The sequence below is a fragment of the Acinetobacter sp. 226-1 genome, assembly GCF_030329325.1.
Classification (GTDB): domain Bacteria; phylum Pseudomonadota; class Gammaproteobacteria; order Pseudomonadales; family Moraxellaceae; genus Acinetobacter; species Acinetobacter sichuanensis.
On sequence record NZ_JACANU010000003.1, the window covers coordinates 158,525 to 171,642 of the forward strand.

General features: G+C 37.0%; 12 protein-coding genes. 5 read left to right on the top strand and 7 right to left on the bottom strand.

Annotated features, from left to right (window positions below):
- Positions 1-67 precede the first annotated feature (67 nt).
- The 3 genes from HX124_RS06780 to HX124_RS06790 all read right to left on the bottom strand — a co-directional run bounded on the left by HX124_RS06780 (position 68) and on the right by HX124_RS06790 (position 3,727).
- Positions 68-514 carry an NUDIX hydrolase gene (locus tag HX124_RS06780; protein ID WP_286382751.1) on the bottom strand — a complete coding sequence of 149 codons (447 nt, stop codon included), beginning with the start codon at positions 512-514 and terminating at the stop codon, positions 68-70.
- Between the two features lie 88 nt (positions 515-602).
- Positions 603-3,248, bottom strand: a complete 2,646-nt coding sequence (gene topA, locus HX124_RS06785; RefSeq protein ID WP_107006806.1) for a type I DNA topoisomerase — start codon at positions 3,246-3,248, stop codon at positions 603-605.
- Between the two features lie 29 nt (positions 3,249-3,277).
- The gene (locus HX124_RS06790; protein ID WP_107006807.1) at positions 3,278-3,727 is read right to left on the bottom strand and encodes a hypothetical protein; all 450 of its coding nucleotides are present in this window, start codon (positions 3,725-3,727) and stop codon (positions 3,278-3,280) included.
- A 375-nt stretch (positions 3,728-4,102) separates the two neighbouring features.
- On the opposite strand from HX124_RS06790, the gene HX124_RS06795 reads away from it, so the two are divergent.
- Positions 4,103-5,005 carry a hypothetical protein gene (locus HX124_RS06795; protein ID WP_286382752.1) on the top strand — a complete coding sequence of 301 codons (903 nt, stop codon included), beginning with the start codon at positions 4,103-4,105 and terminating at the stop codon, positions 5,003-5,005.
- A gap of 11 nt (positions 5,006-5,016) precedes the next feature.
- Here the strand turns inward: HX124_RS06795 and HX124_RS06800 are convergent, their stop codons facing one another.
- Together HX124_RS06800 and HX124_RS06805 are read right to left on the bottom strand one after the other, a co-directional pair.
- A complete protein-coding gene (locus HX124_RS06800; protein ID WP_286382753.1) occupies positions 5,017-6,018 on the bottom strand; it encodes a hypothetical protein in 1,002 nt (333 codons plus the stop codon).
- A 138-nt stretch (positions 6,019-6,156) separates the two neighbouring features.
- Entirely contained in the window at positions 6,157-6,402 is a 246-nt protein-coding gene (locus HX124_RS06805; protein ID WP_286375956.1) for a SlyX family protein, read from the bottom strand.
- Positions 6,403-6,438: 36 nt separating this feature from the next.
- Here HX124_RS06805 and HX124_RS06810 point away from each other — a divergent pair, with 36 nt between their 5' ends.
- From HX124_RS06810 to HX124_RS06825, 4 genes are all read left to right on the top strand, one after another.
- A complete protein-coding gene (locus HX124_RS06810) occupies positions 6,439-8,343 on the top strand; it encodes an ATP-binding cassette domain-containing protein (protein WP_286382754.1) in 1,905 nt (634 codons plus the stop codon).
- 151 nt (positions 8,344-8,494) lie between these two features.
- The gene (locus tag HX124_RS06815) at positions 8,495-9,007 is read left to right on the top strand and encodes an FUSC family protein (RefSeq protein WP_286382755.1); all 513 of its coding nucleotides are present in this window, start codon (positions 8,495-8,497) and stop codon (positions 9,005-9,007) included.
- 210 nt (positions 9,008-9,217) lie between these two features.
- Positions 9,218-9,427 (top strand): hypothetical protein, encoded by a 210-nt coding sequence (locus HX124_RS06820; RefSeq protein ID WP_286382756.1) that lies wholly within the window; start codon positions 9,218-9,220, stop codon positions 9,425-9,427.
- A 317-nt stretch (positions 9,428-9,744) separates the two neighbouring features.
- Positions 9,745-11,355 carry a purine-cytosine permease family protein gene (locus HX124_RS06825; protein ID WP_286382757.1) on the top strand — a complete coding sequence of 537 codons (1,611 nt, stop codon included), beginning with the start codon at positions 9,745-9,747 and terminating at the stop codon, positions 11,353-11,355.
- A 547-nt stretch (positions 11,356-11,902) separates the two neighbouring features.
- On the opposite strand, the gene HX124_RS06830 is transcribed toward HX124_RS06825, so the two are convergent.
- Both HX124_RS06830 and ureG read right to left on the bottom strand, forming a co-directional pair.
- The gene (locus HX124_RS06830; protein ID WP_286382758.1) at positions 11,903-12,475 is read right to left on the bottom strand and encodes a HupE/UreJ family protein; all 573 of its coding nucleotides are present in this window, start codon (positions 12,473-12,475) and stop codon (positions 11,903-11,905) included.
- A gap of 12 nt (positions 12,476-12,487) precedes the next feature.
- On the bottom strand, positions 12,488-13,102 hold the full coding sequence (ureG, locus tag HX124_RS06835) for an urease accessory protein UreG (RefSeq protein ID WP_286382759.1): 615 nt from the start codon (positions 13,100-13,102) through the stop codon (positions 12,488-12,490).
- Between the last annotated feature and the right edge of the window lie 16 nt (positions 13,103-13,118).

Consider the following 13,118-nt stretch of genomic DNA (forward strand, 5'->3'; position numbering starts at 1 on the left):
CATTTTTAAATATTTCTGCTTTTATATTAAACACATCTATCTGATGAATATTTCTTTTATTTTCATTTCAATAAATTTGTAATAATGGCTCAGGTTTATTTTCAACAAAATTTTCCCACACAAAATCATAAAGCTTTCTTTGGTTTGAAAATACCACTAAAGCTTTCGCTTCTGGCAAGCTGCACCAACGATATTCAGTATGCTCTTTATTTAAAACAACGGTTTGCTCATCCTGACAAATGGCTACAAAAGCAGGGATCATTTCAATAACATTTGCACTCGGTTCATAAAACTGTTCAATATAATCGGCACTAAATAAATGTTTTGGCTGAATATTTGTTTCCTCTCTTATTTCTCGGAGAATGGCTTGGCTTGCTGTTTCCTCTAGTTCAACTTTTCCTGCGACATGACACCAAAAACCGCCTTTCACACGTTTCATCAATAAAACTTTAAACTCACCTTCAATTTTTGAAAGTAAGACTGACGATACAACAACAGAACGAATTGGAATCATTGAAAATCTCTATTTATATTTAAAATATTTAAGTTTTTCGAACATAAAAAATGCTAACCGAAGTTAGCATTTTCAAATGAATTAAAACTTAAGCTTCAACCCATTTTCCATCTTGATAAACCAATGACCATTTGGTTTGCTTACCTTCTGGTGTCTCTGAACCAATATATTGCGCTTGGTTTTTACGGCTAAATTTCACCAGCGTTGGATTACCCTCTGGGTCTTGATCAGGTGCCTGTAAAATAAACTGATACTTTGGATCAATTTGATCTGCAACTGTACGCAACTCAGCAACTTTAGGTGCACGTGTTTCACGAACTTTCGGAAACTTACTTGCTGCTAAGAACAGACCCGCTGCACCATCACGTAATACAAAATAATCATCATGTTTGGTTGAGCGTAAATGTTCCATTTTAATCGGATCTACACGTGGTGGTGCAGGTTGACCATTTTTCAACATTTTGCGGGTATTGTCACAGCTTGTACATGCGAAATAAGGACCAAAACGTCCTGTTTTCAACTGCATTTCACCATCGCACTTGTCACACGGAATGGTTGGACCATCATAACCCTTGATTTTGAACTCACCTTCTTCGAGTTCATAACCATTACAATCAGGGTTATTACCACAAATATGTAGCTTACGACCACCATCGATCACGTAGCTATCCATTGCTGTACTACAGACTGGACAGCGTTTTTTCGACATTAAATCAGCTGTTTCAGCACCATCATCATCAGATAAAACTGCGAGTGATTCAACTGGTGTGAGATTTAGAGTACCTTTGCAGCGTTCTTTTGGTGGCAAGTTATAGCCTGAACAACCAAGAAATACGCCTGTCGTTCCTGTGCGGATCTGCATAGGACGCTCACACTCTTTACAGTGCACCGCTTCCACTTCCACAGGTAAATTACGGCGCATGCCGTTTTCACCTTGTGCAGTCGTTAATCGTTTTTTGAAATCGCTATAGAAACTGTCTAATAGTTCTTTCCAATTACTTTCACCATCTGCAACCTTATCTAACTGCCCTTCTAAATCCGCTGTAAATGCGTAATTCATGAGGTTGTTAAAGTTCTCATCCAAACGATCAGTGACAATTTCACCCATCTTTTCAGCGAATAGACGACGGTTATCTAACTTGACATAACCACGATCTTGAATGGTTGAAATAATTGCAGCATAAGTCGATGGACGACCAATCCCACGTTTTTCTAACTCTTTCACTAAAGAAGCTTCAGTAAAACGTGCTGGTGGCTTGGTAAAATGTTGTGATGGATCAAGTTTTTCTAACTTGAGAATTTCCCCAACTTTTACAGCAGGAAGTAATACATCATCATCTGATTTGTTTTGACCACGAACTTTGGTGAAACCATCAAAAACTAAAGTACGACCTTTGGCTTTGAGTTCAACGCCATTAGCATCGACTAAAATGGTCGAAGACAAATATTCTGCTGGTGTCATCTGACAAGCAACGAATTGACGCCAAATCAAATCATAAAGGCGCTGAGCATCACGTTCTACACCCACAAGCTGATCGCCTGATAAACTCACAGTAGATGGTCGAATGGCTTCATGCGCTTCTTGAGCACCTGCTTTATTGCCATAACGATTGGCTTTTGCAGGTAAGTATTTTTCACCATATTCAGTTTGAATATGATCACGCACCATGCTCACAGCATCATCACTTAAAAAAGTCGAGTCTGTACGCATATAAGTAATAAAACCTGCCTCATACAAACGCTGTGCCAACATCATGGTTTTCTTCACAGAAAAACCTAAACGTGTGCTCGCTGCTTGTTGCAATGTCGACGTAATATAAGGCGCGCTTGGATTTACCTTTGTCGGCTTGTCTTCACGTGTTGCAACTTTGTATTCAGCTTGTTTTAAAATACTTAATAAAGCATCTGTTTGTACTTTATTTTTTAATTTTAAGGTTTTACCGTTTTGTTTGACTGCTTCTAAGCGAATGTCATCACTCGAAGATTTCGTGTCTGCAAAAACTTGCCAATATTCTTCAGGAATAAAGGCACGAATCTCACGCTCACGCTCAACAACCAGTTTGACTGCAACGGACTGTACACGACCTGCTGACAAACCACGTGCAATTTTTTCCCAAAGTAATGGTGACACCATAAAGCCCACTACACGATCAAGGAAGCGACGTGCTTGTTGAGCATTAACTTTATTCGTATCTAAGCGAGAAGGGTGTTTAAATGCATCCTGAATGGCATTTTTAGTGATTTCATTGAAGACTACACGTTGATAACGTGAATCATCACCGCCTATCACTTCTTTTAAATGCCAAGCAATCGCTTCCCCTTCTCTATCCATATCCGTTGCAAGATAAATTTCGTCAACCTGAGAGGCTAGTTTTTTGAGTTCAGCAACAACATGTTCTTTTCCAGGAAGTACCTCATACTGTGCCTTCCAGTCATGCTCTGGATCGACACCCATACGATTAACCAATGCTGTTTGTGCTTTTTCAGCCTTCTGCGCATCTGTTAATTTAGTACGTGTAACAGGTTTTTTTTCTGCTGTTTTGCTTGAGCCACCTGTTGGCAAATCACGTACATGACCTACCGATGACTTCACAATGTAATTTGAGCCTAAGTATTTATTGATGGTTTTCGCTTTTGCAGGCGACTCCACAATCACTAAGGCACGTTTTTTACCAGCATCAGGAGAGTCTGCTGTCGTACTTTGGTTTGTTGTGGACCGAGGAGCTTTCGCCATAATGAATCGTTTATCCTATTCTTTATAAGTTAAATTTCAGCCAAAGAAAGTAAAAATGCTTTCATTTCATCTAACTGCGTTGCTCTGAGATCTGTTTCTTCATCCCAATAAAGCCCTACACAGTTGGCTTGCATATCAATAGCATAAATCCCTTTTAATGCAATGGGAAAATCATTAAATTTCTGATCACCTTGAATAGGTTTCAGTTTCTGATCTTCTACTCTGGCACGCATTAAAGGTAAGCGAGCTTCTGGTATTAACACACTATAGTAAGCCACCATACTGGCACGTTTTTCTGTTGCCATTGGAACTTTTGTCCAATCGGGTGCTGCCACCAAACGTGGATGTAATCCCATTTTTCGTGCTTTCTCACGCATCAAACCTAAAGCTTTTTCTCGAGGACTGACGCGCAAGCCCAAAATTGAACCCATTATGAAAATAACGATAAGGAGCGCAACCCAAAGACCAATGTGTTCCATAGTTCACCTTTTTATTCCTATATTAGAGTTGCATAAGCTGAATATAAAACGCAAGATTAAAATTTAATTTGTCTATTGAAAAGGGGCTTTTTTTCTCTTTATATCATTCATGTTAAATAATTTATTTATTATCGATAACCTTTTTACATGAACAATTTAGTATTATTGAAATAGATAATAAAGGAAAATATACCCAGATTTTCTATATTTCATTCAAATCAACTTCCACAAATATAAAAATTTAACCTATAACAAAACCATGACAATCATATTTAAAAAATACTTTTTTATGACTAAATTGCGACATTTTCAGCCTTGTAAAGGGGTGGTTTCACTAGCAAAATCATCCCATCGTTTTACTTTTTTATAAAAATTATGGATACAAAATTACTCGTAAAAATAAGTAATATTATTGGTTTAATTTCGATCATTTTATTAATGTATTGGGTTTTTAGTTTTGTTTTGATTGAAGTCTTTGGTTTAAAAGTATTTCGTCAACAAATGACAGAAACTTTTTTATTTAGCATTTTAGGTATTTTGGCACTCATGGGAGGCGCATTAATATTAAATATCATGTTAAATCTCACTCGAATTGCTGAACGTGGAGCAGAAGTAAAATATAATAAAAATACCCAAAAAATCATTGTAGGTTTAATTTCGATTTTTCCTTTACTCGCAGGTATTTTATTTACAGGTGACTACTTAAGCTCTAAGAAAAAACAAGACATTTTTGTAAAATCTGCTGAAAATATGATCTCAACACAAAACGGACGCTTACAACAATTGAGTCAATATCAATTTTCTATTCCATACCTTTCCCAAGCGCAAAAAAATTTAGATTTCTTAGCATTATTAGACCGCTCATTTAATGAAGTTCAGGTGATTGTTCCCGACACCATTGACAAAAATCCTGTTTATTTAAGTATTAACCAATATAATACTTTTAGTTCAAATGAGATGATTTTGACACAGGAACAAGCAAATAAGCTCAATCAGAGTGAACAAACTGATAAAGATCAAGCTTTTGAAATCAAAAATAAAAATTTTATTCAAGCCAATGTATGGAACAAAATCAGTGTCAATAAAAAGAGCTATGTAAAACAATTAACTTTAGCTCAAAAAGAATATCTTAACCAAGTTTTTCAGCACAATTCAAAACAGATTCGCTTTGAAGCACATGATGGTCAATATGAATTGTTTTATCCATACCGCTATCAAAACAAGACCATTGTTTTGTATTTTACCGACCGACAAAACTATGGAAAACTGGGTAGTTAATGTCTAGTTTTCTAATTTAGATACATCTCATGGCTATAAATTACATCGTGCCCATTCCAATAAATATAACCTTTTTCAATCAACTCTTTCAGCAATAAACGCACATCAGATTGGGGAAACATTTTTTCTAGCAAATCACGCAATGCATAAATATCTTTAGGTTTATTGGTTTTTAATTCATTCAGTTTTTGAATCACTTCCCATTGCACAGGATCAATTTTTTCAAAGTTTGCAGTGAATGAATCATCCGTATTTTGCTGTTTCTTGATTTCAGCAATCACCTGTTGAGCATCTGAACTTAGTTTTTCTAAAATATCATCAACTTTTAAGACTTTACTCTCTTGTAAAGCATCTTTACGGTCTAAATCAAGTTGCGACCATTGCTTTAAAAGTTTTTTACGGAACCACACTTGTTCATCATCTTTTTTGACAATTTTTAAATTAATCAACATACCCAATAAACGTTGTGCTTTTTCAGGCACAATCTGCAAACAATTTACAATCGAATTTTTTAACTTTTCAACTGTATTTGGCTTCCCTGTCATTTTTGCAACAGCATCACAATATTTTTTAACAAGCTGTAATGCAGGTTTATTTTTTATTGTTTCAATACTTGGAACTTGATGCTTAGATGGACTGAGCGATAAATTTTTTGATTGCACTTGAGTTAAGTTACAACTCAAATCTGAGCTTCTTAACATATCTATTAACATGTCTGCTGTTGCCATCGCTGAAATAACTTCAATTTGCGTCTCAGGCTCAAGCAAAGCTAAAAGTTGCCCCACTACAACAGCATATTCATATTCTTTTTCAGTGGTTTCTGGCACATCTAAAATCACAACCTGCCCACTGGTAATCCAAGTCGCAAGTTCAGTTAAATCATCTAAAGGAAATTCAAAATGACCTGTACAATTAAATAAATATACTGTTGGATAATGTTCAATAATATCCTGTAACACTTTGAAGGTAGGCATATTATTTTCAATATCAAGAAGGATGACTTTATTGTGCATGATCAATTTTTAACACCATAGGAATACTGCATTACACCGAGCTTTTAAATAAAGGTCAAATAAATTTAACACTTTAATTTGAAATATTAAATATTGTTTTCATCACTAAAAGTGATATAAACCAAATGATAAGTACACTTAATAATGCGGCGGACGATTGGTCATTGGGTCAAAAGCCGCAATGCCTTCCGATAAATCCGAAGATTCAATCCGTTGGTAAATTAAACGCATTTGCTTTTTCAAATCGGCAATTTCGGCATTTTGTCGAGCGACTTGATCATTTAATTGTTCGACTAAATCATCTAAAAATGTAATTCGCACTTGCAAATCTTCTATGGGTGCGGAAAATGACGCCTGATCATCTAAATTTTTTTGTTTAGTCACTTTTTAAGTCCTCATTTGGGATGTTTAGGAAACACTATGGCCTATATTACTTTAAGGGATGTCCAACTTGCGTTTGGTGGACCAGCCCTGCTCGATGGCGCAAACTTCAATTTAGAACGTGGCGAACGAGTCTGTTTGATTGGTCGTAACGGTGAAGGTAAGTCTACTTTACTTAAACTGATTGAGGGAAGTTTATTACCTGATGCAGGTGAGGTTTCACTACAAAATGGCATCACCATTTCCATGCTTGCGCAGGACGTTCCAATGGACTCTGGCAAAGTTGCTGACATCGTTGCTGACGGTGCAGGCGAAGCTGCTTCAGTCTTAAAAGCATATCATGAAGCGAGCGATGCTTGTGTACTTGGTGATATGGAAGCCTGTGAACGCATGGGCAATTTACAACATAAAATGGATCAACTTGATGGTTGGTCACTTGAAACCAAAGTCAATGCAATTTTGAGCAAAATGGGTTTAGACCCTGAAGCAGACTTAGCTGATTTATCGGGTGGTCGTAAACGTCGTGTACTTTTGGCACGTGCTTTACTGACTCAGCCTGATGTGTTGTTACTAGACGAACCAACCAACCATTTGGACGTTGAAAGTATCGAATGGTTAGAAAAATTTTTATTGGATCAAAACAATTTAACTTTACTGTTTATTTCGCATGACCGTTCATTTGTTGACAGTATTGCAACACGTATTGTTGAGTTGGATCGTGGAACTTTGCGTAGTTATGAAGGTAACTATTCACGTTATTTAGAGCTAAAAGAACAGCAAATGGAAGCCGAGGAAAAGGCAAATGCGCTGTTCGATAAAAAGCTTGCCGAAGAAGAAGTCTGGATTCGTCAAGGTATTAAAGCACGTCGTACCCGTAATGAAGGTCGTGTCCGTGCCTTAAAAGCATTACGTGAAGAATCAAGAGCACGTCGCTCACAGCAAGGCAAAGTGAGTATGGCAACTCAGGATGCCAACCGCTCAGGTAAAGTGGTCTTTGAGATTGAAAATCTCAGCGTTACTTTTGGCGATAATGCACCGATCATCAAAGATTTCTCAACCTTGGTCTTGCGTGGTGATCGTATTGGCTTAGTCGGTGATAATGGTGTGGGTAAAACCACCCTAATCAAAGCCATTTTAGGTGAGCAAGAACATACAGGGAATGTTAAAACAGGGACACAGCTTGAAGTTGCCTATTTTGACCAACTCCGTAATGCGCTTGACTTGGAAAAATCAGTCAAAGATAACGTATCAGAAGGTTCTGACCATGTGGATGTAAATGGTTCACGTCGTCATATCTATAGTTATTTACAAGACTTTTTATTCTCACCTGAACGTGCCCGCACACCTGTAAAAGCGCTGTCAGGTGGTGAACGTAACCGTATTCTTTTGGCTAAGCTTTTACTTAAACCATCCAACCTGATTGTCATGGACGAACCGACCAATGACTTGGATATGGTGACACTTGAGCTACTCGAAGAAATGCTCGGTGGTTATAAAGGCACATTGCTCTTGATCTCGCATGACCGTGCCTTTATGGACAATGTCGTGACCTCGACCTGGGTCTTTGATGGTAAAGGCAATATTGATGAATACATCGGTGGTTATCAGGATTATCTTGAACAGCGTCCTGATCAAACCGTTGTGGATCAAAAGAGTGCAGTGAAAAAAGCCGCAGCAAAAGCTGAAGCAGCAACGCAAACTACGCAACCGAAAAAAGTAAAGTTAAGCTATAAAGACCAACGTGCTTTAGAGCAACTTCCCGCTGAAATGGAAGCATTGGAAAAAGAGCAAGCTGAAATTAATGCACAACTTGCAGATGGTTCACTGTTTGTTTCTGACAATGCCAAAGCCATGAAATTATCAAATCGCTTAACGGAAATTGATGATGAATTGCTTGAAAAAATGGAACGCTGGGAAGAACTTGAAGAAATGAGCAAAGGTTAATTTTTTCGATTTCGATTTTGAATTAAAAACTCCGCTTCGTGCGGAGTTTTTATTGAATAAAAATATTGAGTGATTTAAGTTTCATTCAAGTTAGACCCATTTATAATTCAGCCCTTTTCAAATATGCTTATTGATGATTTTGGATGTAAATATGAATCAAAATCCTTATTCTAATGCCTTATATATTTTTAAAATATTAGCATGTGCTGTCATTATTGTTCTGCTAGCATTGTGCTTTGATAGTAACAAAGATACAAATTTCTTTTTATGGGCTTCTCTAACTGCCTTCTTAACACTACAAATTGACCTCAATAAAAAATTAAATTTAAATCAACTAGTTGGAAACTTTATTGGCTCAGCTGTAGGTATCCTAATCTGGTTAGCAATGGATCATTCTTCTTTCATTCATAGCTATAACGTAAATCTAGAATACCTATTTTTAATCTTGGGCATTTTTATCACAACAACAATTTGTGTGCTATTTAAATCAAGTACTTATACAGGAATTGCTTTATCTAGTTTCCTAATTGTCACTATTTATGATGTTGGTCATCGTACTGTAGATGGAGCACTATTACGCATTGCCTACTGTTTTATTGGTTGTATCATTGCCTATCTAATCGAATATTTATCTACATTGTTATTTAACAAAATATCGAAATAAAAATAACTTTTGAAGGTTCATAAGTCTGATTAAAATTAAATTTTTCTTAAAAATTTTATAGATTTACGATAATACTTAGATTTTATGATTCTTTATTTCAATACTGCTATTTGTCATCAACATAAGCTCCATTATTTTTTCATCGAAAAGTCTCAATATATCTCTATCGAATCCATTCCGACATTCGAATGATTTAGAAGAGAGAACATCATGAAAAAAGTTACATCAGTCCTATTGGCAACATTTACGAGCATCGTTTTTGCAAGCTCAGCCATGGCAGCAACACCAACACACCATGTATCGCACCAAGCAAAAACACACCATGTATCTACCCAACAACCATCTGTAGATAAACACACAGGTTTATTAAAAACAGAATCTGACGCAAAAATAAATACGAAAACTGCTACACTCAAATAAAAGTTTAGACGTTCACTCTTATGCTCATAATGCCGCGACAATAACTCCAGATATTTGTAGCGGCATTGTTGTATGTAAAAGTGATTATTTATAATTGTAAAGTGCTCAAAAATAATTCACTGTGCAACACTATAAGTCATATTTTTAAATTATCTTTTCTTTTAAATTTTGTCTATTGTGTAAACTTAAACACAAAAAAAACTATTATTTATCAAAAAAATCAAGCAATTAAAATCTATTCAAGTTGTTTTATAAATTTGGCATCTATTTTGCAAAACATCTGACAAACACAAAATTAAAATTTAGGAGTGTTTGCGATGCATAACCCATCCACAACAGATACTTTTGAGGATAAAGCCACTTCCTCAGCTGCAAATGAAACACTAGAAGACTACACATTACGTTATGCACCACATAGTTTTCGTCGTTGGAGTCCTAAAGTTGTTGCAATTACTGCATTAGGCGGTATTGCTTATTTGGCTGATTTCTCGATTGGGGCGAGTATTGGCATGACGTACGGCACAACCAATGCGGTTATGTCGATCATCTTCGCTGCGATCATTATTTTCCTGACAGGTATTCCGCTTGCTTATTATGCCGCTCGCTACAATATTGATTTAGATTTGATTACTCGTGGTGCAGGTTTTGGCTACATTGGTTCAGTATTGACGAGTATTATTTTTGCAAGTTTTACCTTTATTTTCTTTGCGCTTGAAGGTTCAATCATGGCGCAAGGTTTACTGCTTGGGCTTGGTATTCCACTTTGGGCAGGTTATCTGATTTCCACGGTTATGGTCATTCCCCTTGTGATTTATGGCATGAAAGCACTAAGTAAATTACAAGTATGGACCACGCCGATTTGGTTAATTTTGATGATTGGACCTGTGGCATATTTAATTCATAAAGAACCGAGTTTGGTCAGCTCTTTTACCACCTATACAGGCACAAGCGGTTATGCGCCTATGGACATGGCAGCGATTATGTTGGGTGCAGGGATTTGTTTGTCGTTGATTATGCAAATTGGTGAACAAATTGATTATTTGCGCTTTATGCCTGCAAAAACCAAAGAAAACAGTAAATCTTGGTGGATTGCGGTGATTTCAGCAGGTCCGGGTTGGGTCATTTTGGGTGCAATTAAACAAATCATTGGTGCATTTTTAGGTTTTTATTTACTGACAAAAATTCCGGGTGTCAATGCAACTGAGCCTGTACAACAGTTCAATGCAGCTTTCCATGATATGTTACCGGGTTGGTTGGCGCTGTCTTTAGCCGTGATTTTAGTGGTGATTTCACAAATTAAAATTAATGTCACCAATGCTTATTCGGGTTCTTTGGCTTGGACGAGTGCGTATACTCGCATCAGTAAACATTATCCGGGACGCATCGTTTTTGTCATTGTCAATCTTGTCATTGCCCTTGCATTGATGGAAGGCAACATGTTTGCGGTCTTAGGTAAAATTTTAGGTTTCTATTCTAACTTTGCCATTGCTTGGGTAGTTGTGGTTGCAACGGATATTGCCATCAATAAATATGTTCTTAAGCTGTCACCGAAAGAGCCTGAGTATCGTCGTGACATGTTGTATAACGTTAACCCTGTTGGAATGGTTTCATTCCTTGCGGCTGCAGGTCTGTCCATTGCTGCATTCTTTGGCTTGTTTGGGGATTTCCTTGCTGCCTACTCTCCATTGATTGCCTTGGTTGTGGCATTTGTACTGACTCCTGTGATGGGCTTGATCACCCAAGGAAAATACTACATCAAGTCTGAAAATGATGGCATTAAAGAACCACGTTATGATGCTGAAGGTACACCTGTTGCGACGGTTTATCATTGTGTGTCATGTCATGAAAATTATGAACGTCCTGATATTATGTATTCACATCAACATAATGGCGTGATCTGTTCATTGTGTAAAACTATGGAAAAATAATAAAACTAAAATAAAAATAGTTTGGTTAAATTTAAGGCTTCATGTGAAGCCTTATTTTTGGCGTTCTAAAATAATACCAATCTGTTAAATTAACTTTATATAGCTTAGTCGCTTTTGTTTTTCAGCATCAATTGATTTAAACAGGGTGATGCTATTGTGAGGCGACAGGGATGTCGCCATTGGACAAGGGTGATATGGATATCCCCTTTGTCCAATAAAGGATTTTTGTCACCTTGCGGAATATATTCCTCATCACTTCAAAAGTGAGGCATCGACTACGCAAAGCAATTTAAACCTTTCAATATATTTCGAGTCTGTGCAAACTTTTAATTATATTATCTAACTTTAATCAAATGGTATAAAACGCTTACAAAAGTCAAAAACAAACAATGGTTGATAGAAAATGAATATTGAAATTTCCTTCTCTTATGCCATATATGGCTCAGTAATAATGAGTAATTTCAGTATGTTGAGTATTTTTATATAAAATAATCAGGTACAAAAAACCCCATATTTTCATACAGGATTTTTTGAAATGTTCTACACATTAAGCCAAAGCAATAAAGGCAACAACTGCTGCAAAAACACCCACGATTTTTTTACCATAAGGCACGTAGTCAGTAATCACTTTCCCTAACAGTAAACCCACAGCATAAATCAGTGACATTGCCACCACCATACCTGCAACCAAGCCTACGACATGCCCTGCACCACCCAGTTCAGCACCATGCGCAATGCCATGAAAAGTAACCAACATCGCCGTTGCCACAGGTAAAATCATGTTTGACTTCGACCATAATGCAATCGCAACCACCATCAGCGAAGCCACAATGCCATATTCTGCAAATGCTTCAGGTATCCAATGTGCTGCCCCTATTATAAAACCAACGGCCAAAGCCAAGACCATACTGATCATGCCGATCGCATTCCATTTTTTAGCAGCCGAATAAAACAAAACCCCCAAAGCAATCGCCATCATCATATGGTCAAGCCCTGTGAATGGGTGTGTAAATCCTGCTGCAAAACCTGAGTGAGTTTGATCATGCCCGGGATGTGCCATGGCAAAAACAGGACTCAAGGATAAGAAAAATAAAATACTTTTTTGCCCAAATTTTGTCATTTTCATCGCTCCTCAAGCTTTAAATAAACCTTGTTTTTCAATAAATAAAATAATTTCAGCTAAACCATCTTCAGTTTTCATATTGGAAAAAATAAAAGGTTTATCACCACGCATGCGTTTTGCATCCTGATCCATCACCTCAAGATTTGCACCCACCATTGGCGCTAAGTCTGTCTTGTTAATAATCAATAAATCTGACTTGGTAATGCCCGGTCCACCTTTACGAGGAATCTTTTCACCCCCTGCAACATCAATCACATAAAGGGTTAAATCGGATAGCTCAGGGCTAAAGGTTGCAGCTAAATTATCGCCACCGCTTTCAATGATAATCAGCTCCAAACCCTCAAACTTTTCACATAAATCATCAATTGCAGCAAGGTTAATTGAAGCATCCTCACGAATCGCAGTATGTGGACAACCGCCTGTTTCCACCCCCACAATACGATCAGGTGACATGGCTTCATTGCGGGTTAAAAAGTTAGAATCTTCTTTGGTATAAATATCATTGGTGACCACTGCCATATTATATTTATCACGTAATGCACGACATAAATTTAAGGTCAATGCCGTTTTACCTGATCCGACAGGACCACCAATTCCAACACGTAATGGACTACGTTCTGACATGATTTTTTCCTTTATT

Excerpts from the sequence above, each read along its gene's own strand:
- ureG (WP_286382759.1), bottom strand. The coding sequence starts at position 13,102 with ATGTCAGAACGTAGTCCATTACGTGTTGGAATTGGTGGTCCTGTCGGA.
- HX124_RS06800 (WP_286382753.1), bottom strand. The coding sequence starts at position 6,018 with ATGCACAATAAAGTCATCCTTCTTGATATTGAAAATAATATGCCTACC.
- HX124_RS06820 (WP_286382756.1), top strand. The coding sequence starts at position 9,218 with ATGAAAAAAGTTACATCAGTCCTATTGGCAACATTTACGAGCATCGTT.
- HX124_RS06815 (WP_286382755.1), top strand. The coding sequence starts at position 8,495 with ATGAATCAAAATCCTTATTCTAATGCCTTATATATTTTTAAAATATTA.
- HX124_RS06790 (WP_107006807.1), bottom strand. The coding sequence starts at position 3,727 with ATGGAACACATTGGTCTTTGGGTTGCGCTCCTTATCGTTATTTTCATA.
- HX124_RS06825 (WP_286382757.1), top strand. The coding sequence starts at position 9,745 with ATGCATAACCCATCCACAACAGATACTTTTGAGGATAAAGCCACTTCC.
- topA (WP_107006806.1), bottom strand. The coding sequence starts at position 3,248 with ATGGCGAAAGCTCCTCGGTCCACAACAAACCAAAGTACGACAGCAGAC.
- HX124_RS06810 (WP_286382754.1), top strand. The coding sequence starts at position 6,439 with ATGGCCTATATTACTTTAAGGGATGTCCAACTTGCGTTTGGTGGACCA.
- HX124_RS06795 (WP_286382752.1), top strand. The coding sequence starts at position 4,103 with ATGGATACAAAATTACTCGTAAAAATAAGTAATATTATTGGTTTAATT.
- HX124_RS06780 (WP_286382751.1), bottom strand. The coding sequence starts at position 514 with ATGATTCCAATTCGTTCTGTTGTTGTATCGTCAGTCTTACTTTCAAAA.
- HX124_RS06830 (WP_286382758.1), bottom strand. The coding sequence starts at position 12,475 with ATGACAAAATTTGGGCAAAAAAGTATTTTATTTTTCTTATCCTTGAGT.